Consider the following 20,607-nt stretch of genomic DNA (forward strand, 5'->3'; position numbering starts at 1 on the left):
AAAACCTAGTCATCGAAATGACTAGGTTTGTTTAAATTAGCTGCAATTGAGCAAATGATTTACTCAGCTACAGGATTTGCTTTCTTTGGTGGACGACCGCGAGGGCGACGAGGACGACTTGGTTTGTCCTTATCAGCTTTAGAATCTTCTGATTCACTCTCGGCAGGAGCTTCAGTTGGCTCTACAGCTTGTTCTGTAGCTGCTTTGGCTTTTGCAGCTGCTTTTGGCTGTTTTGCAACTGGAGCTTCAACTACAGTTTCAGTTGGTGTTTCTACGCTAGCTGCTACTTCAGTTTCCTGATCAAGCTCAAGCGGTTGCTGTTTTGATTCAGCAGGTACTTGTGCTTCAGCAGTAGGAACAACAACAGTTTGTTCTACAGACTCAGCTACAGGTGCAGCTTCTTCTGTTGCAGAATGTTGTTGTTTGACTTGCTCAAAAGCTTGTTCAGCAGCAAGTTTCGCTAGACGACGACGTTCACGTGGGTCATTAGCAACACGTGGTGTCGCTTCTTTTGGTGGCGTCAACGCAAGTACTGGTGCAGGTTCTGCTTCTTGTGAAGGCTTGTTGCTTGGAAGCTCAGCATCACGAGTAACAGGCTTTTTGTCTTCAGCTTCCGCTGGAACTTCAGTTACTAGAGTACTTGCATATTGCTCTGCAAATTTCTGCAATGCACGATTGAATGTTGGAACTAAACCAAACTGTTCAATCAGTACTGTGCAGTCTTCACCGTAAACATGACGGATCAAGCTACCAATTGTATATTGCGCCAACGTTGGAATTTGCGATGGGGCAATTGATGGTGCAGCAGCTTTAGCACGTTTTGCATTGCGTTGTTCACGGCGACGCATACGAGGATCATTACTTGCACGTTGAACTTGCGGTTGAGTTTTCTCAGCCTTTGGTTGAGGAGCTTCTGCTTCAGGAGTTACCGTCTCTTCCACTGCCACAACTGGTGCTGGAGCTGATTCTTGAGTAGCTTCAACAACAGGTGCTTTTTCAGTGCGTTCAACAGGTTGCTCAGGCGTTAAAGCAATAATTTCGCTTTGTGCTTGATCAACATTGATGACTAAGGCTGTATTCATGACTTCATGCTGTGGAGCATCAATCAAATCAACCTTAATTTGTTTTTCATCAACAACTGCTGGTGCTGGCGTATTTTGATTTTCATTTAATACGCTTGGATCGCGGTGGCGATTCGGGCGGTTTGGACGTTGTTGATTATTACGGTCACGACGCGGTACAGCATGTTCAGCTTGTTGCCCATCATTTTGATGTTGCGCATGCGGCTGATCTTGCTGTTGACGCTTTTGTTGACGTTTTAATTCACGTTGCTCTTGGCGTGATAACTGTACAACTTCTTCATGAACCTGTTGTTGCTGTGGTTCTTGATTGTGGTGATGTTGATGTTGTTCACGTTGCTCTTTGTGCTTACGTTTTTTGTTGTTTGGACGCTGCTGTTGTACTTTATCGTCTTTTTCAACATTCTCACGTGCTTCCTGCTTAACAGGAGATTGAGAAATATAAGCATTGTTAGATGGAGCCGAAGTAACTTCAGCAACTGCTGGTGCTACAACTTGTCCAAACTGCCCACGGCTAACAGCGCCAGTATTCACCATTTGTTCAATTGCGGCAGCAGCATTTTGTGCTGAGCGAGATTGATCAACTGTTTGAGCTTGTTTTTGAACAAAAAGGTTTTCTAACCATGCACATGGGCTTGCTGCTTTTTGAGCGCTTGCCTGAGCAGCAGGTTGAGCCGCTTGATTTGCTTTCTTTTGGTTGGCTGCGTTATTGGCAGCAGGGGCTGCATGAGTATGGCCATGATCGGCTTCTTCTAAATGCCATTCAGAAGATTCATAACCTAACTCTTTTTCACTTGAACGAGTTGCTTCAGTACGTTCGTAGCTAGATGGTGCAAATCCATCTGGATTGTACTGAATTTCGTAGTGAGGGGTTTCTAAGTGCGGGTGAGGTAAAACAGTCACACGAACACTAGAAGTTTGTTCTAAATAAACAAGACTATGACGTTTTTCATTGAGTAAGAATGCTGCAATTTCAACAGGTACTTCTACTTGTACTTCACCATGACGTTCACGAAGCGCGATCTCTTCTACTTTACGCATAATAGAAAGCGAAAGTGAGCGTAAGTCACGAACCATGCCTGTACCATGACAGCGAGGGCACACATAACCTGTTGCTTCTTCAAGAGATGGACGTAAGCGTTGACGGCTCATTTCCATTAAGCCAAAACGAGAAAGTTGGCCAAACTGAATACGTGCGCGATCGCTTTGTGTTGCTTCACGAAGTTTTGCTTCAACCATACGTTGGTTGCGCTCTTTAGTCATATCGATGAAGTCGATTACAACTAAACCACCAATGTCACGAAGACGAAGTTGGCGAGCAATTTCTTCTGCTGCTTCTAAGTTAGTATTCAGCGCAGTTTCTTCAACGTCATGTCCACGAGTCGATTTCGCAGAGTTAATATCGATTGAAACTAAAGCTTCAGTCTGGTCAATCACAATTGAACCGCCAGAAGGAAGTTTTACTTCACGTTCATAAGCAGTTTGAATTTGGCTTTCAATACCAAAATGAGCAAATAATGGCTCATTTAAAGTATAAGTTTTAAGTTTGTCTAATTGACGAGGCATCACTGCTTTAACAAAGTTATAAGCTTCGTTATAAGCCTGTTCGCTATCAATTAAGATTTCTGCAACATCATCACGTAAATAATCGCGGATAGCACGAGTAACAACACCAGCTTCTTGATGAACTAGCATTGGAGAAGGACCAGAGCTCGCTGTACCTTGGATTTGAGTCCAAAGATCAAGCAAATGCTGTAAGTCTAACTGTAATTCTTCTTGGGTACGGCCAATACCAGCGGTACGTACAATAACGCTCATACCACGTGGTAAATTTAAAGAAGCTAGAATTTCTTTTAATTCTTCACGTACAGAACCTGAAATTTGACGGCTAATACCGCCGCCTTTCGGGTTGTTTGGCATAAGAACCAAATAACGTCCTGCAAGTGAAATAAAGGTAGAAAGGGCTGCACCTTTATTGCCACGTTCTTCTTTTTCGACTTGAACAAGTAATTCAGTACCTTCAGTGATAAGTTCACGAATGTTTGAAGTTTGTCGTGGGTCTGCTTGGAAATAACTATTAGCAATTTCGCGCATAGACAAGAAGCCTTGACGGCCTGCGCCGTATTCAACAAAAACAGCTTCTAAAGATGGTTCTACGCGGGTTACATGGCCTTTATAGATATTGGATTTTTTCTGTTCTCGGGTACGATTCTCTAAATCAAAATCGTAAAGACGATTACCAGTGATAAGTGCAACGCGGACTTCTTCTGCGTGAGTTGCATTAATCAACATACGTTTCATGGGTGTGACACCTAATAGTGACCCACACAAACATATCGCACAAACTTAAAGGTTCTGAACGAACATCGAACATGACGGATCATTTCCCAGATCTCAAAATATTTGTGGTCTGAGTCATCTGTTACCGGCTACATTTAGCCTTAGCTTCGATTCTCGTCTGTGATGTAGGCAATACTGCTTCAACCTTTAAATCGGACTTCCTTAGTGCTTCACTGGCGGGTGAGCGGTGCATTGGTTAATGACTTTCACTGTCATTGGGCGCGAAGTGACTTCTTTTTGGAAGTTTGATACGGAATGCTCATCGTATCGGTGCTTTCGGCAGTTCCAATGCATCAACGCTTTAGCCTGAAGGCAACATTAAGGAGCGATTTGTCTGATGTGTATCAGTTTACGTTCCATAACCAACTAGAGTTGGTAACATATTTTTTTGAACAAACTGAATTAAACGCAACAGTTTGTCATTTTGCCGATATAATAAGCCTTCGGCGTCGGCATAATTCTTTAGGACCAATCCGAGCTGGTGATGAAAGCATCATTTTGATTGAGGTTTCAATCAGGGAAATTCCCTATTAGATGTTCACTTACGGCGGTATCCGTGCGCTGACTATATCAAACCTTGCAGCATCTGCCTATGGGCTAAGCTTAGATTTCTTGTGAAAAAACTAAGCTAATCGGTCATTTATTAATCAAATTTAGCAAAATTTCAGGTTTAAATATTAGTATGAATTCTACACAGCAATGGCAAAGTGTCACTTGGTTTGAGGTGGATGAACATCAAGCAGGACAGCGAATTGATAATTTCCTGTTTTCGCGTTTAAAGGGTGTACCTAAGAGTCGTATTTATCGTTTGATTCGTGAAGGTCAGGTTCGAGTAAACAAAAAACGTATTAAAGCTGAGACCAAATTAGAGATTGGAGATCAGATTCGTGTTGCACCTATTCGCTATGAACAAAAGGATGAAACCGCTGCTCCTGTGAGTGATAGTGTAGCACAGAGTCTACTCAGCCGTGTGGTTTATGAAGATGAAGGTCTGTTAGTCATCAATAAACCGTCAGGTATTGCTGTACATGGTGGTAGTGGTGTGGCATATGGTTTGATTGAGGCTTTACGCGCAGCGACAGGTAAAAAATATTTAGAACTAATTCACCGCATCGACCGTGACACCTCTGGGCTGGTCATGATTAGCAAGAAACGTAGTACTTTAAAGCTGCTACAAGATATGTTGCGTGAGCACAAAATTCGTAAGACTTATGCGGCAATTGTAAAAGGTCAGGTGAGTCTCGATAAACAACTCATTGATGCTCCTCTATTTCGTTACGAGTTAGCCAATGGCGAGCGTCGTGTACGTGTGTCCAAAGAAGGTAAGCCAAGTAAAACCGAATGGGTTGTTGCAGAGCGTTTTAAAAATGCCACTTTGGTTCATGCATCGCCGTTATCAGGTCGTACCCATCAAATTCGTGTCCATGGCTTAAGTATTGGACATCCGTTGTTGGGTGATGATAAATATGGACACTCCACTGAGTACTCAGGTCCGCAGGCACGACGTTTATGTTTACACGCGATGCGTTTAGATATTCCGGGTTATCCACCGATTGAAGCGCCGTTACCAGAAGACATGACCCAGTTATTAAAGGCTTTGAGAGTAGCAAAATGAGTCTGAAAACCGAATTAGTTATTTTTGACTGGGATGGAACTTTATATAACTCTGTTGGCCAGATTGTTGCCAGCTTACAACATGCAGCAGAGCAACATGAACTGCCTCTAAGCGATGAAGCCGCAAAAAGTATTATCGGTTTAGGCTTGCCTGAGGTGATGCAGACCTTATTTCCAGAAGCGCCAGAATTGCATGACTCGATCTTAAAGGTATATGGTGATCACTATATCGCGAACTCGACTAGTGATGCATGGTTTGAGGGTATTTCTGAACTACTCCATGATTTAAAAGCCCAAGGTTTAAAACTTGCTGTAGCGACAGGTAAGAACCGCCGTGGGTTAGACCGTGTAATCGCAAAAACACAAAGTACTCATCTTTTTGATGTGACTCGGGCAGCCAACGAAACACGTTCAAAACCAGATCCGCTCATGCTGCAAGAAATTTTAACAGTCACTGGAGTGAGTGTTGAGCAAGCAGTCATGATTGGTGACAGCAGCTATGATCTTGAGATGGCACAGCGTTTAGGGATGCCGCGTATCGGAGTAGGCTATGGCGTACATTCGGTTGAAGTTCTGCAAAAGTTTCAACCTTTAACGATTGCTAAAGATGTACAAGAGCTTCACAGCTTTTTGAGAGGGTATACTCAGTTACCTACTGTAGATGTCGCTTAAATTGAAATAGTATTAAAGAGGGAATACGTTCCCTCTTTTTTTAAGCTGAATAACAAAACAATAAGAAGAGAAAAATGAGCCGTTCAATTCGTCTATTAAATCTTTTACAACAGCTCCGTGAAGCCCGTTACCCAATCACAGCACAAGTCTTGGCTGAACGCATGGGAATTAGTGTTCGAAGTGTCTATCGAGATATTGATAGCTTACGTGAGCAAGGTGTAAGAATTGATGCCTCAGCAGGCTTGGGTTTTCAGCTTAAAGAAGACATCTTATTACCACCAGTTACTTTTAATGAGAATGAAGCCGAAGCTCTATTTTTAGCTTTAGAGTGGTTGAAAGACGTTCCAGATCAGGCAATGAAATCGGCAGCCGTTTCAATCTATTCTAAACTTTATGCAGTTCTACCTGAGCACCGGAAATATTTGATCGATGACATGACGCTAGGCGTTACACATTACTGGCATCCGGTTGATGAAGCTTTAGTAGAACAAGTACGTTTAGCGATTCGTAAACAAGTAAAAATAAAAGTCGATTATTGCGATGAGCAAAAACGGTTAAGTGAACGTTCACTTTGGCCTTTTGCTTTAGGGTATTTACATGACAAAGTTGTACTTGCTGCTTGGTGTGAATTACGGCAGGCATTTCGCCATTTTCGGATAGATCGTATCCATGACTTGCAAATGAGTGAGGAAATATATCCTGAATTTAAAAAACATCTGTTTCAAAGATGGTGGAAACAAGAAATGCAAAGGACTACTGACAAAAACTGACAAAAGTTATTTGTAAACTAGGAACTACGATAAACAAGGAGCAATAAGAATGAGCCTTAAACTTTATACTAACAAAGAGTCACGTGGTGTAGTTATTGACTGGCTTTTGGTCGAGTTAGGTGTTGAATGTGAACGAATTGAAGTCGCATATAAGACCGAGATGAAATCGCCTGAATATCTAAAACTTAATCCTTTTGGAAAAGTACCGGTATTGGTAGATGGCGATGTCGTGATTTATGAGTTGGGTGCAATCTGTGCTTATTTGGCTGATAAGTTTAGTGATAAAGGTTTGGCTCCTGCTTTAGATGATCCGAAACGTGGTTTGTACTATCGTTGGTTATTTGTGATGGCGGGCCCTTGGGAAGCTGCGGGTGTTGATAAAGCTTTAGGAATAGAAATATCACCTGAGCAAAAAATGTTTGTTGGCTATGGCGATTACAACGATGCTTATCAAGCTTTAGTTCAAGGATTGAGTGAAGCGAATCCGTATGTATGTGGTGAGCAATTTACCGCAGCAGATATAAGTGTGGGAGCAATGCTTTTATGGCAGTTAAAAATGAATGCGATTGAATCACATCCTGCTATTACCCGTTATGTTGAAACAATCAAACAGCGTGAAGGCTTAAAACAAAGTACTATGGGGCAACTGCTGTAAACCTAATATTCTTAAAAGTCACCCAAAGGGGTGGCTTTTTTGTTTTCAAATAAAGGTTTTAATTGGTAAGAAAGCCAGCAGCAACGTTAATACAAATCGCTAAAATGGTGGTATTAAATCCAAAAGACAACACAGCGTGAAATAAGTTTAAAAGACGCATGTGCTTGGTGGTAATTGACACATCCGCAGTTTGAGCAGAAGTACCAATAATATAACTAAAATATAGAAAATCAGGATAAGTTGGCTGTTTTGTACCAGGGAAATCTAACCCTCCATTTTCCTCATTTCTAGATAAAGCCATATAAAAATCATGGGCATAATGTAGAGCAAAAACGGTATGCATAAAAAGCCATGCAGACACAATGGTGAGTAAAGCTAAAGCCACATGACCTAACTTTGCAGAACTGTCGGAAGGGAGTTGTGACAGTTGAATTAGAATAGCAACCAAACACATGATTAATGCTAATAAAACAATCAGCATAATGACCCATTTGCTTTCATCTTGTTTTTTAGCTTGCTGTTGCATTTGTGAATGGTCGGCACTTTTCATGAGTTGCCAAACATGTAGTAAATATATGCTAACGGAAGCATTCCAGCTGACTAATAAAATAGTTGACCACTTCCATGATGTTAACCATGTCAAAATACCGGCTGTGACAATACCTATGAATAAAGCAATAAAGAAATGTGGGCGGTTTTGTACACTACGTCCTAGATGTTGAAATACGCCAACCATTTTCCTAGTCTCCTTTATTACACGGGAAATATATTATTTTTTATTAAATGGTGAAAATAATATATGGTTTTATATGGATTTTATTTCAATTCTTTTCATTTATATTCATGAGATATTTAATTTTACCTATTAGGTAAAATAGGACATTACCGTGGATTAAACTGTTTATAAAAAGTATAAAATAAATAAAAGGAATATTTATTTATACTTTTTTATAAAGATGATCTTATTAATCATGCGCTTAATAATAAAATTATTCGTAATAATTAAGCGTGGTTTAAGTTTTTATCTAAATGAAATACTTTAGTGAGCTGGTCAATGAATTTTTGAACGCCTAAAGACTGTGAGTTTTTACGATAGTTTACGAATAAATCAAGTGTTGGTAAGTCGACATCAAGTGGACGAACTATCGTGTTTTTGATGCCTAAAGGCGCAACATAGGCAGGTAAAATTGTACAGCCTAATCCAGAACCAAGAGAGTTAATGTTGAACAATATGCTGTCTGCTTTTTGAACAATATTCAGTTCGATGTTATGAGTTTTAGCGAAATCTAAAATGGTGTTATGTAAGGTTTGTGATTGTTCGGCTGCCGGAATGATAAAGTCAATACCTTGTAAAGCATGGACTGGGATTCGATCATATTGAGCAAGTGGATGATTTTTAGGAAGTAAGAAAATCAGGGGTTCAGTTAAAACAAATTGGCTTTGTATTTCATCACTATCTGTATTTTCACGGGTAAACGTAATGTCCAGCTCTCCTTTTTTTAAGGCTTTAAGCTGTTCAGTATTGTTTAAATTAGATAGTTCAATAGTAAGGTCGGGGTGTTGTAGTCGAAGATTAGGAAGTACATAAGGGAAAATTTTCATTTCTGCGATGGGAACGAAACCGATACGTAACAATTGCTGTTTAGCCTTAGAAACTTGTCGTGCCATAGCGACCGCTTTTTCAGCCTGAGCGAGGGTGAGTCGAGCATGTTCTAAAAATACTTCGCCTTCTTCTGTTAACTCAACTTTGCGTTTTGTGCGGTTTAAAAGTCGTACACCAACGTCTTCTTCTAAATCTTTAATTTGTTGGCTAAGAGAGGGCTGTGCGGTAAAAAGTTTAAGAGCGGCTTTACTAAAATTTAATTCTTCAGCAACGGTAATGAAATATCGGAGATGGCGTAGTTCCATAAGACTAATCCAAAAAATGTCTTACTATGATTTAAGTGAAGTATAAAGCATAAATAGATATAGCGTGAAGGTGATTTAGGTATTTATAAAATAAATGGAATTTTAATTTTCATTAAAGATTTAATATGGGAATATAAGCTCAAATAATTCATAAAATATATTAATAATTAAATAATAAATACATTATTTATAATTAATCAAAGAATTTTCTAAAGGATTTAAATATTCATTTAAGAAATTCTCATATTATGCAAAAACTAGAATAATAAAATAAATTTATAACCTATAGGTCGCTAACATCTACTCAAATCTAATTGTTACTAAATATATTGTTTTCATTGCACACAAGAATCTTAAGTTAAAAATTACGGGCGACAAAGATGAAATAGACAGGTTCTATAGCGGCTTTCGGCATCTTCTAATTGTTATGTTATACAAGAAGTCTTAGTAAGAATGGTAATTACTGACGCATAAACTCAACACATCTAAGTGCTTTTTATGGCACTCTAATTTAACTTAGGTTGGCTATGACCACGATAAAATGGATATTTATATGATAAATAAGTGTAAGTGCCATAGCTTAATTTGTTTTAATCGTTAAGATAGAAACCTGATCACATCCATTCTGCTGATGCTAAAACATAGAAAAGCCCATGAAAGACAAGCCGACATTAACATATCAATTGCCGACTCAGTCCTGTTGGACGCATACATGGATAAAACCTCCTTTTTGTCATCCCGAGTCTGGGCATGAAACGGATACACGTTTTTATAATCAACAGCCTAAGTCACCTGCTCGTGGCTCAAAAGAGTTATTGCGTTGGTTAGTTACGCGTGAGTCTTTTACATGGAAAGTGGATATTCAAAATGAATATGAAACTCGTGTAAATACGGCTGTAGCTTTGCCGCAAAATCGACCTCAGGCAGATCTGGATGATTGGCAAGTCTGGTTCGTTGGGCATGCAACGGTATTGGTTCAGATTGGTCCTTATAACTTTATTACCGACCCAGTGTGGTGTGATTATGCAAGTCCTTCACAAGGGCGTGGCCCACGCCGTGTATGCCCAGCAGGTTTTGCACTAGAACAATTACCGACGATTCATGGAGTTTTGCTCAGTCATAATCATTATGACCATATGGACTTGGCAACACTTGAATGGCTACATAAAAAATTCGCAATGCCAATTTACACTGGACTCGGGAATGGTTTTTATCTACCTAAAGAGTTCCATGTCATTGAGATGGATTGGTGGCAAGAAATTCCTTATCACGAATTAAGAATAATCTATACACCTGCACAGCATGGTTCAGGTCGTGGTTTGCGCGACCAGAATAAGGCACTTTGGGGCGGCTTTTCGGTCGTGGCTAAAACAGGTCATTGTTTCTTTGCGGGTGATACCGGTTATGCGGGTCATTTTAAGCAAATACATGCTCGTTATGGCGCACCACGAGTTGCCTTACTTCCAATAGGTGCGTATGAGCCACGTGAATTGATGAGCTATGTTCATATGAACCCGCAAGATGCGCTACATGCGCACTTTGATTTACAGGCTCATCGTTCTATTGCGATTCACTATCGAACTTTCCAGTTGACTGATGAAGACCGAGAAGACCCAGAGCATGCTCTAGCGCAGGCAATTAAAGCTTCATCAAAGCTTGCTAATCCCTTTTACTGCATTCGGGAAGGACACAAACTGACTGTTTAAAAAACGATGCTTGATATTAAAAAAGCCAGCTCAAAGTGAACTGGCTTTTTACTATTTTGACTTAAATTAAGCTAAGTCAAAACGGTCAAGATTCATGACTTTAGTCCATGCAGCAACAAAGTCTTGAACAAATTTTTCTTTACCATCTGCCTGAGCATAAACTTCGGCTAATGCACGTAAGATTGAGTTTGAACCGAAAACTAAATCATTACGTGTTGCGGTAAATTTTACTGCGCCTGTTTTACGATCTTTGCCTTCAAAGACTTCGCTTGTTGAGTCAACAGGTGCCCATGCAGTAGACATGTCGAGTAAATTCGTAAAGAAGTCTGTGCTGAGTACACCAACTTGCTGAGTGAATACACCATGTTGTGAGCCATCCCAGTTGGTGCCCAGTACACGTAAGCCACCAATCAATGCAGTTAACTCTGGTGCAGTCAAAGTCAGTTGTTGTGCTTTATCAATTAATAATGCCTCAGTTGTTGCACTGACACCCTCTTTTTTCCAGTTTCTAAAACCATCGGCAAGGCCGAGCAATAATTGGAAAGATTCGACATCAGTTTGACTTTGTATTGCATCAACACGACCAGGGGCAAATGGAACGCTAATGTTGAAACCTGCCGCTTGAGCAGCTTGTTCTACACCAACATTACCTGCAAGCACGATTAAATCAGCTAATGATAATTGAGTAGAAGCTTTGAGTTCTTCAATTTTAGTTAAAGTCTCAACTGCTTTTTTATTTACGTCCCATTCACGTTGTGGCGATAAAGCAATACGTGCACCATTTGCACCGCCACGCTTGTCTCCACCACGGAACGTGGATGCCGAAGCCCAACCAAGGGAAACTAGCTCACCAGCAGATAATCCTAATGCAACAATTTTTGCTTTTGCATCATCTATGCTAGCAGCAGATGGTATAGCGCTGGCAGCAGGTAATGGGTCTTGCCAGATTAAGTCTTCAGCCGGAACTTCAGGACCTAAATAACGTGCTTTTGGCCCCATATCACGGTGAGTTAATTTGAACCAAGCGCGAGCAAAAGCATTGGCAAATGCTTGTGGATCGTTAAGGAAACGACGAGAGATCTTTTCAAACTCAGGATCAAAACGTAAGGTCAAATCTGTAGTAAGCATTGTTGGCTTACGTTTAACTGATGGGTCGAATGGATCTGGAATGATTGCCTCAGCATCTGCTGCTACCCATTGAATTGCACCAGCAGGTGAGCGCTCTTGTACCCACTCGTATTTGAATAGGTTTTCAAAGAAGTAATTGCTCCATTGTGTTGGTGTTTGTGACCAAATCACTTCTAAACCTGAGGTGATTGCATCTTTACCCACACCAGTGCCAAAACTGTTTGACCAGCCAAAGCCCATTTGTTCAATTGATGCTCCCTCAGGATCAGCCTGAACATGGTCAGCAGAGGCAGCGCCGTGAGTTTTACCTAAAGTATGACCGCCTGCGATTAAGGCAACAATTTCTTCATCATCCATTGCCATATTACCGAAAGTCGCGCGAATAAATGGTGCAGCTGATTTAGGGTCACCGCTGGCTTGTGGGCCTTCAGGGTTTACATAAATTAGACCCATTTCGGTTGCAGCTAGATTGCTGCCTTCCAATGCTTCAGAGTTGCGATGAGCTAACCATTCTTTTTCATCGCCCCAGTTTACATCGTTGTCTGGTTCCCAAACATCTTCACGACCTGCACCAAAACCGAAGGTGCGGAAACCTGAAGATTCAAGTGCGATGTTTCCAGCAAGAATAAATAAATCTGCCCACGATATTTTTTGACCGTATTTTTGTTTAACTGGCCATAATAAGCGGCGTGCTTTATCTAAGCTTGCATTGTCAGGCCAACTATTTAATGGCGCAAAACGTTGTTGACCACGACCAGCACCACCACGACCATCGCCCATGCGATATGTACCGGCAGCATGCCATGCTAATCGAATAAATAAGCCTGTATAATTTCCCCAATCGGCTGGCCACCAATCTTGAGAATCGGTTAATACATTTTTGATATCAGCTTTGAGGGTGTAGTAGTCGAGTTTTTTAAATTCTTGACGGTAATTAAATTCTTTACCGAGTGGATTAGAGCGTTCTGAATGTTGGTTGAGTAGGTCGACGCGTAGTTGTTTTGGCCACCAGTGTAAACTAGGCGTGCCACCACCGACCGTTACCTCTGATTTTGATTTATGGCCTGAAAAAGGGCATTTTGATTCGTCTGACATGGTTATATTCTCTCTGGGTAATAATTATTGAGCTCTTCGTAAAATGTTAGGGCTCATTTTCCTGGACTTCTGGTTTAAAAACTCATGTTTACTAAATAAAGAAATGGGAGAACAAATGGTGAGAGAAACCGTTTAAAAGTCTTTTCACTGAGATGTCGGCCATTATTTTTTATTTAATAATGCATCAGATTCCTTTACTTGTTATTCCTCCAATTTACTGCATGAAGGTTAAAAAACAAGAGGAAAAATAAGATGAAACTTGTAAATAACGATGCATAGAATTACCTCTTCAATTGTTGGAACAACGTAAGATCTTTTAATAACGCTCTGTAAATATACTAGGAGTAGGAGTCTTATTTTTCAAATGGATTAAACTGTCAATATTGATTTAAAAAACCGATTATATGTTTATTTAATAGATTAAGATGGCGGCAATAGTGAGATGAAATTTTTTATATTGAGTTGTAGTAGAAGCGATCTCAAATGAATAAAGGAGAGCATTGCTCTCCTTTATTGTTTATATATTAAACATTTACGATTCGATTCGATTTCACCATATCAGCTAAACCGTGAGTTTTAAAATAGTACTCAAGCCAACTTTTCACGATGAGTGGATTATTCATTTTCATGACATCATCCAGCAATTTTTGTGCATCTGTCATAGGGACATGACAAATTGCTTTTCTTACTCGCAAAATGTTACTCGAACTCATCGAAAGGGTATTGAAGCCCATCGCCATGAGCAGAATTGCTGATAATGGATCACCTGCCATCTCACCACAAATACTGATAGGTTTTTTGTATTCATGACATTCTTTAACTAAGCGGGTTAGCGCACGTAGAATGGATGGGTGAAAGTGTGAGTAAACGTTTGCCACATGTGGATTATTACGGTCAACTGCAAGTAAATACTGGGTTAAGTCATTTGAACCGACCGAGAAGAAATCGACGAGTTCGGCAAACTCATCAATTTGTAGCAGTACGCTCGGCACCTCAACCATAATTCCAATTTTTGGTTTGGTAATTTTAACTTGCTCTTCTTCTTGCACTGCAATCCAGTCACGCTCAAGTAAATAAAGTACTTCTTCTACTTCACTGACTGTAGTGACCATTGGCAATAAAATATGCAAATTATTTAAACCAATACTGGCTTTGAGCATGGCGCGAATTTGTGACGAGAAAATCTCAGGATGATCAAGCGTGAAACGAATACCGCGCCAGCCTAATGCCGAGTTTTCTTCTTCAATACTGAAATACGGCAAGTCTTTATCAGCACCAATATCCAGAGTTCGCATCACCACAGGTTTGTTGGCGAAATGGCTCAATTGTTGACGGTAGATTGCGCGTTGTTCTTCTTCACCTGGGAAACGTTCCCGTAACATGAATGGAATTTCACTTCGGTATAGACCTACGCCTTGAGCACCACGTTGTACTCCGCGTACTACGTCAATCATGAGGCCCGTGTTCACATAGAGCTGAACAGACACACCATCTGGAGTAATCGCTTCTTTGGTCTCGTATTGTTTGAGATCTTTTGCGATTTGTTCATCTTCTTTCTGAATTTCTTTATAGCGTTGACGTAAACGACGTGGAGGGTTTACAAAAACACGGCCCTGATAGGCATCCACAATCATTTCTGCATCATCAAGTGTGTTCACTGGCAGTTCAGTTACACCAACTACGGTTGGAATACCTAATGCACGAGCAACAATCACCATATGTGAGTTGGCTGCACCTTCGGATGTCACAATCGCTGCAATATTGTCTACTGGCAACTCAACGAGAGCAGCAGTACTAATTTCTTCACCAATTAAAATACTGTCCGGACTCAGGTCACGATGGCTAGAGTCTTCTTCTTGCAAAGAAGCTAAAATACGTCGCCCTAAATCTTTAAGATCAGAAACTCGCTCACGAAGATAGTCGTCTTCCATTTGTGCAAAAAGGGCAGTGTGTTTTTCAATGACACGACGTACTGCACCTTGTGCCCAATGTCCATCACGGATAAGTTCTTTAATTTCTGCTGGTAATGCATTTTCATCTAGCATTCTTAAGAAAACACTAAATAAAGCGCGCTCTTCGGCCATGAGTGAATCATGCATTTTTTCATCCAGAGAACGAATCTCTGAACGTACTGATGAAATGGCTTGATCTAAAATTCGAAGTTCATCACTAATATCTTCTGCTTCACGATCAGGCACAGAACCCAAATCGGCAGGCGGATATAAAATAATAGCACGACCTAAAGCAACGCCACCTGCACCTGAAGCACCCTGGAAGGTTTTATAGGCAGGGCCATTACTCGGCTTACGAAATACGTCAATATTACCTACTGCATGAGCATGAGCAATAACGCCAGAAAGCTGAGCACACAGCGTAACTAAAAAGGACTCGGCAGCTTCACTAAAATCTTGAGGAAGTTTGTTTTGGACAACCAAAACACCCATAACCTTACGACGATACATAACTGGTACGCCAAGGAATGAGTTATAAATTTCTTCGCCTGTTTCTGGTAGATACAAGAAACGCTCATGTTTTGGCGCATTGTCAAGGTTAACAATTTCTTCACGCTGCCCGACCAGACCAACCAAGCCTTCACCGAGTTGCAAAGAAACATGACCTACAGATTCTGGATTTAAGCCTTTAGAGGCCATTAATACATAACGCTGATTGCGTTCATCGAGTAAATAAATAGAACAAACATCCACTTTCATGGCCTCAGCAACCTGATTAACCATGATGTCTAATGATTCATGCAAACTGACGGACGCATTAACCTCTTGGACAATGCGCCGTAGAGTGTCGAGTTGCATGTTTGACATGGATGTATACTCCAGTATTTTTTTAGACTATGAATGTATTTATAACAGCACTTTTAATAAAAATCATTTGCTAGATAAATGATTTTTAGGGTAATTGTTGCATCGGCAACTGTGTACACAACTCCACCATGGCTTTACGATAAACATCACGCTTGAAGTTCACCACTTGTCCAAGAGGATACCAATAGCTAACCCACTGCCATTCATCGAATTCGGGCGGGTCGGAGAGGTTTAACTGAATATTTTTTGCAGGCGCAGTTAACTTCAGTAAAAACCATTTTTGTTTCTGTCCGATACATACGGGGTCAGAGTCTGACCGAATGTACCGATGTGGCAAACGATAACGCAGCCATCCTTTGGTTTGCGCAATAATCTGGACATGTTCGGGCAATAAGCCGATTTCTTCTCTCAGTTCTCGAAAAAGTGCCTGTTCAGGGGTTTCTCCAAACTGGATGCCTCCTTGTGGAAATTGCCAAGCATTGTGACCAATGCGCTTTGCCCATAAAACCTGTCCATCATCGTTTGCCAAAATGATCCCGACATTCGGTCGGAAACCTTCTGAGTCGATCATTTGGCTACCTAAATATTGTCTATATCGTTGACTTTAATCACGGGGACAAACACTTTTTTATGTCCAGCTCGAAAAGATCAAAGTAAAATGTTTAAATTGCTACGATCTTAACGAATTTCTATCGACTAGCGGAGATAGATTTACATTTTTTTTCTTAAATTTCAGTTTAAACGAGAATTTTCATGAAACTGGCGTTGTTTGATTTAGACCATACCTTGTTAAATACCGATTCAGACCATTCTTGGGGTGAATTTTTAGTCAATGAAGGTTTGGTTGATCCGGTTCATCATCGTCAGATGAATGATAAATTTTATGAAGATTACAAAGCAGGCCAACTTGACCCATATGCTTATAATGAATTTGTTTTCGGATTTTTAACGCAGCATGACAACGACTACTTAACTGAGCTCCACCAATTGTTCATGCAAAAAGTCATTCGTCCGCAAATGCGTCCAAAAGGTTTTGACGCAATCAAAAAACATCAAGATTTAGGCCATACCATTGTGGGTATTACTGCAACAAGTGATTTTATTACTGCGCCGATTTTCCGTGAATTTGGGATTACTGAAATTTTAGCAACCAATGCTGAAGTGGCTGACGGAAAATATACGGGTAAAGTTGCTGGTTTAGCGTGTTATCAAAAAGGCAAACTTGCACGTCTAGATGCATGGTTGGAAGGCCGTAACGTGTCTGAGTCTTGGGCGTATTCCGATTCAATTAATGACCGTTTTTTACTTGAATATGCAACGCATGCAATTGCAGTAAACCCTGATGATCGTCTTGAAAAACTGGCCCAAGAACATAACTGGGAAATTCAGGACTGGTCGATTTAAGATTATGGAGTTGGAAGAACAGTTTGAAAAGTTTTGAGGTCTTCCAACTCTTAACTATATTTAAAGTCATTTTTTAATATCTCTTATAAATCTTAGCTAAAAACAGATATTGCTATGATTAATAAAATAAATTCTATCTTGGCAAAGATTTCAGAATATAAAAAAATTTAATTTAAAAATGAGGAAATAATGTCAAAAACAGCACAAATTAAATTACCAAAACAACTTTGGAATGATGAAAGTATTGATTTAACACGTCATAGCTATCAGGGGAAATTACTTAATAAAAGCGAAGGCTTTAAATTAGGTAAGGCTCAACGTAAAAAAGTTCCACGTGAACAGCTATCAAAACTTTCTGAACGACCAAAAGGTACAACTGCCTTAACGATCTATGATTGGAGTAACCAAGGTCGTTTAGAAAAACTCAAACCGATTCGTGCAAAACGGATGAGTGTTTCTCCATTCACATTTTATCGTGGCATGCCTTCTTTGATGCTATTTGATCAAGCGTGGGAGCCGGTAAACTCAGGCTTATTTCAACAGATTTGTGGGGATTGTCATTTAAGTAATTTTGGCGGTTTTGCAAGTCCCGAACGTAACCTGTTATTTGGAATTAATGATTTTGATGAAACTTTAGTTGCCCCATTTGAATGGGATGTAAAGCGCTTAGCAACCAGTTTTGTAATCGCGGCACGTGATATTCATCTTGCAGAGAAAGTCGGGTTAAAAGCAATTAAAATAATGCTGAATAGTTATCGTCAGCACTTATTAGAAATTACAGAACTTTCACCACTCCAAGTTTGGTATGAAAAAGTTGATGCCAGTACGTTATTAGAAAATACTGAGTGTCGAAAACTAAGAAAGAAACGCGAGAAGCACCTTGATTCAGCACAGAAAAGAACGGCGTACTCTGTTTTGCCGAAGCTTACGCAGCAAGATCAAGATACAGGATTTTGTCATTTTGTAGATGATGCGCCGTTATTATGGCATCCAGATGTAGATGAGCCATTTGGTAAAGATGTTGATGTATTTTTTCAACAATACCGTGATTCTTTAAAATATGATCGCCAAGTACTTTTTGATCGTTATCAACGTACAGATGTAGCTTTGAAAGTGGTGGGTGTTGGAAGTGTTGGTACACGATCCGCGATTGCATTATTTCAAGATGCAGATCGGGAACCGTTAATTTTACAAATGAAAGAAGCGAATCCATCAATTCTCAACCCGTTATTTGTAGACAAGGTAAATCACGAAGGTGAGCGTGTAGTGCATGGTCAGCAGCTCATGCAGGCCGCAAGTGATATATTTCTTGGGTTCTCTTCCATATCAAATCAACATTTTCATGTACGTCAGTTACGTGATATGAAAATCTCGGTTGATCTTAGTGACATGGATGATGAGTATTTCTATGAGTATGCTGAAAGTTGCGGTTTAGCCTTGGCTCATGCCCACGCTAAATCTGGAAATGCAGATGTACTTATGGGATATCTTGGCGAAGGTAATACGATAGTAGAAGTATTACAAACGTATGCAGAAGAATATGCAGAACGTAATCTAAATGACTATGACCAATTTATGAATGAAGTTGCAGATGGTAAGATTCAGCTGGCTGGAGATGATGCACTTTAATAATAAGTATGCTGCTACAGATGACAGGAAATAATTCGAAAGGTTAGAGAAAAAATGTTTAGTAAAATTATGTCTGGTTTGGGTCTTCAAGGTGTGACGGTAGAAACTGTTTTACAGAACCCAAGCTTGCAAGCAGGCAGCACATTGCATGGAGAAATTAGCTTTAAAGGTGGATCATCTGATAAAGAGATTAATGGTCTTTATTTGCAATTGGTAACGATGGCAGAAGTCGAATCTGGTGATCATGAGTTTAACCAACCTTTAGTTTTACAAGAGTGGTTAGTGAACTCTCGATTCCTCTTGCCGGCACATCAAGCACATTCTTTCCCTTTTAGTATTCAACTACCATTTGAGACACCAATTACTGAGGTTGCTTGTCGAAGAAATGGTGCACGTGTTTGGATTCAAACCCATATGGATGTTGATTGGGGATTAGATGCAACTGATCGTGATTATCTAAAGGTTCTGCCAACTCCAGCCATGCAAATATTTCTACAGGCTATGCAGCGATGTGGCTTTGTTTTATCGACAGTAGATGTAGAAAAAGGGCAGCTTACTGCGCGAAATTTTAGATCAACGATTGGTTGTTACCAAGAGCTTGAATTTGTCTCTTCACATATGTTTAGCGGATTTAATGAGGTTGAAGTTTCTTTCGTTGCTGAACCTAACCAAACTCACGTTATGCTTGAAGTAGACCGCCATTTTCGATCAGATCAGCTATTAACGATGACGATTCCACATCATATGCTTGATGAAAACCAAATGGTGCAACAAATTCGAAGCCTCTTAAAGCTTGGATAAATTAAATTCGAGTAGATGCTTAGATGGGAGTCTTTTATGCATCCTGCATCATTTTAATCAACTCCTGCATGGCTCTAGATTGAGTGCGTGCAGGATGCCAAACCATACCTAATTGACGATTCATCTCAACATTTAAATCAAGCTGCTGCATATCCTGATTCAACAGAGTTTTTGGTAAAACTGACCAACCCAAACCAATCGACACCAACATACGAATAGACTCAAGAGGGTTATTGCTCATGGTAATTTTGGGTTTAAGGCCTTGTTTTTCAAACTCAGCCAAAGTGATTTGAGCAGTATAAGTTTGTGCAGCGGGTAATAAGCTTGGATATTCAATTAAATCTTGTAAGGTAAGATTCTTCTTTTGTGCCAGCGGATGAAAAGGGGCAGCAACAAAAACTAAAGGATCATTCCAAATTGTAATGTAGTTAAGACGCTCATCTCCTGAAGGAGGAAGCGTTAAAAATGCTAGTTCTAGATCACCAGCTAATACTTGTTCATGGGCTTGCTCTGAGTCAACAAAATGCACATCTAGAGTGACTTGAGGAAATTGCTGAACAAAATGCTTAAGTGGTGCGGGTAAATGGTGCAAACCAATATGGTGACTCGTACCGACTTTTAAGCGGCCTTGTACCTGAGTTTGTTCATGGCTCAGCGTATGGTGAATATCACCCAGCTCATTTAACCAGTTTTTAACTTTAGGAAGTAATGAATGTGCGGCATGAGTTGCCTGAACACCTCGGCCTGCAGATTCAAATAGTTTTACGCCAAAATATTCTTCTAAGCTGTGAATTCTTTTGGTAACAGCAGGTTGAGTAATAAATAACTGATCTGCTGCCACAGAGATAGACCCTGTTTCCATGACTTTTACAAAAGCTTCAAAGGCTGCAAGATTCATAATACAACTCAACTTGGAATAAAAAAATCGAGGGGCTAAAGTTGCCGAGCCAAAATCGTATCATGCTTGCAGCAAAACGAGTGAGAAAG

General features: G+C 40.1%; 15 protein-coding genes. 8 read left to right on the plus strand and 7 right to left on the minus strand.

Annotated elements, in window-relative coordinates:
- Nucleotides 1-59 precede the first annotated feature (59 nt).
- Entirely contained in the window at nucleotides 60-3,380 is a 3,321-nt protein-coding gene (locus J536_RS10855) for an Rne/Rng family ribonuclease (protein ID WP_032062901.1), read from the minus strand.
- A gap of 721 nt (nucleotides 3,381-4,101) precedes the next feature.
- Here J536_RS10855 and J536_RS10860 point away from each other — a divergent pair.
- The 4 genes from J536_RS10860 to J536_RS10875 all read left to right on the plus strand — a co-directional run bounded on the left by J536_RS10860 (nucleotide 4,102) and on the right by J536_RS10875 (nucleotide 7,130).
- Nucleotides 4,102-5,034 carry an RluA family pseudouridine synthase gene (locus J536_RS10860; protein WP_032062903.1) on the plus strand — a complete coding sequence of 311 codons (933 nt, stop codon included), beginning with the start codon at nucleotides 4,102-4,104 and terminating at the stop codon, nucleotides 5,032-5,034.
- Complete coding sequence (locus J536_RS10865) at nucleotides 5,031-5,705, plus strand: HAD-IA family hydrolase (protein ID WP_002115122.1); 675 nt, start codon at nucleotides 5,031-5,033, stop codon at nucleotides 5,703-5,705. The genes J536_RS10860 and J536_RS10865 overlap by 4 nt, the downstream gene beginning before the upstream one ends.
- A gap of 74 nt (nucleotides 5,706-5,779) precedes the next feature.
- The gene (locus J536_RS10870; protein ID WP_032062904.1) at nucleotides 5,780-6,475 is read left to right on the plus strand and encodes a helix-turn-helix transcriptional regulator; all 696 of its coding nucleotides are present in this window, start codon (nucleotides 5,780-5,782) and stop codon (nucleotides 6,473-6,475) included.
- A 49-nt stretch (nucleotides 6,476-6,524) separates the two neighbouring features.
- Nucleotides 6,525-7,130 (plus strand): glutathione S-transferase family protein, encoded by a 606-nt coding sequence (locus J536_RS10875; protein ID WP_002114900.1) that lies wholly within the window; start codon nucleotides 6,525-6,527, stop codon nucleotides 7,128-7,130.
- Nucleotides 7,131-7,188: 58 nt separating this feature from the next.
- Here the strand turns inward: J536_RS10875 and J536_RS10880 are convergent, their stop codons facing one another.
- Nucleotides 7,189-7,866 (minus strand): DUF1345 domain-containing protein, encoded by a 678-nt coding sequence (locus tag J536_RS10880; protein ID WP_002115060.1) that lies wholly within the window; start codon nucleotides 7,864-7,866, stop codon nucleotides 7,189-7,191.
- A gap of 266 nt (nucleotides 7,867-8,132) precedes the next feature.
- On the minus strand, nucleotides 8,133-9,038 hold the full coding sequence (gene hcaR, locus J536_RS10885; RefSeq protein ID WP_005066014.1) for a DNA-binding transcriptional regulator HcaR: 906 nt from the start codon (nucleotides 9,036-9,038) through the stop codon (nucleotides 8,133-8,135).
- A 653-nt stretch (nucleotides 9,039-9,691) separates the two neighbouring features.
- Here hcaR and J536_RS10890 point away from each other — a divergent pair.
- Nucleotides 9,692-10,744, plus strand: coding sequence for an MBL fold metallo-hydrolase (locus tag J536_RS10890; RefSeq protein ID WP_005066015.1), 1,053 nt, complete (start codon nucleotides 9,692-9,694; stop codon nucleotides 10,742-10,744).
- A gap of 66 nt (nucleotides 10,745-10,810) precedes the next feature.
- On the opposite strand, the gene katG is transcribed toward J536_RS10890, so the two are convergent.
- The 3 genes from katG to J536_RS10905 all read right to left on the minus strand — a co-directional run bounded on the left by katG (nucleotide 10,811) and on the right by J536_RS10905 (nucleotide 16,357).
- Nucleotides 10,811-12,967 (minus strand): catalase/peroxidase HPI, encoded by a 2,157-nt coding sequence (gene katG / locus J536_RS10895; protein WP_032056260.1) that lies wholly within the window; start codon nucleotides 12,965-12,967, stop codon nucleotides 10,811-10,813.
- 524 nt (nucleotides 12,968-13,491) lie between these two features.
- Nucleotides 13,492-15,786 (minus strand): phosphoenolpyruvate--protein phosphotransferase, encoded by a 2,295-nt coding sequence (gene ptsP, locus J536_RS10900; protein WP_005066019.1) that lies wholly within the window; start codon nucleotides 15,784-15,786, stop codon nucleotides 13,492-13,494.
- Nucleotides 15,787-15,871: 85 nt separating this feature from the next.
- On the minus strand, nucleotides 15,872-16,357 hold the full coding sequence (locus J536_RS10905) for an RNA pyrophosphohydrolase (protein ID WP_000567255.1): 486 nt from the start codon (nucleotides 16,355-16,357) through the stop codon (nucleotides 15,872-15,874).
- Nucleotides 16,358-16,539: 182 nt separating this feature from the next.
- Between J536_RS10905 and J536_RS10910 the strand changes: the two genes are divergently transcribed.
- The 3 genes from J536_RS10910 to J536_RS10920 all read left to right on the plus strand — a co-directional run bounded on the left by J536_RS10910 (nucleotide 16,540) and on the right by J536_RS10920 (nucleotide 19,620).
- Entirely contained in the window at nucleotides 16,540-17,190 is a 651-nt protein-coding gene (locus J536_RS10910; RefSeq protein ID WP_032062905.1) for an HAD family hydrolase, read from the plus strand.
- A gap of 189 nt (nucleotides 17,191-17,379) precedes the next feature.
- The gene (locus J536_RS10915; protein WP_032062906.1) at nucleotides 17,380-18,819 is read left to right on the plus strand and encodes a DUF2252 domain-containing protein; all 1,440 of its coding nucleotides are present in this window, start codon (nucleotides 17,380-17,382) and stop codon (nucleotides 18,817-18,819) included.
- 54 nt (nucleotides 18,820-18,873) lie between these two features.
- Nucleotides 18,874-19,620: a sporulation protein gene (locus J536_RS10920; protein ID WP_017385688.1), complete on the plus strand. Its 747-nt coding sequence runs from the start codon at nucleotides 18,874-18,876 to the stop codon at nucleotides 19,618-19,620.
- Between the two features lie 34 nt (nucleotides 19,621-19,654).
- On the opposite strand, the gene J536_RS10925 is transcribed toward J536_RS10920, so the two are convergent.
- On the minus strand, nucleotides 19,655-20,518 hold the full coding sequence (locus tag J536_RS10925; RefSeq protein WP_005066023.1) for a LysR family transcriptional regulator: 864 nt from the start codon (nucleotides 20,516-20,518) through the stop codon (nucleotides 19,655-19,657).
- Nucleotides 20,519-20,607: the final 89 nt, after the last annotated feature.

Origin of the sequence: Acinetobacter sp. 809848, from assembly GCF_000581275.1 — a bacterium.
Taxonomy (GTDB): Bacteria; Pseudomonadota; Gammaproteobacteria; order Pseudomonadales; family Moraxellaceae; genus Acinetobacter; species Acinetobacter pittii.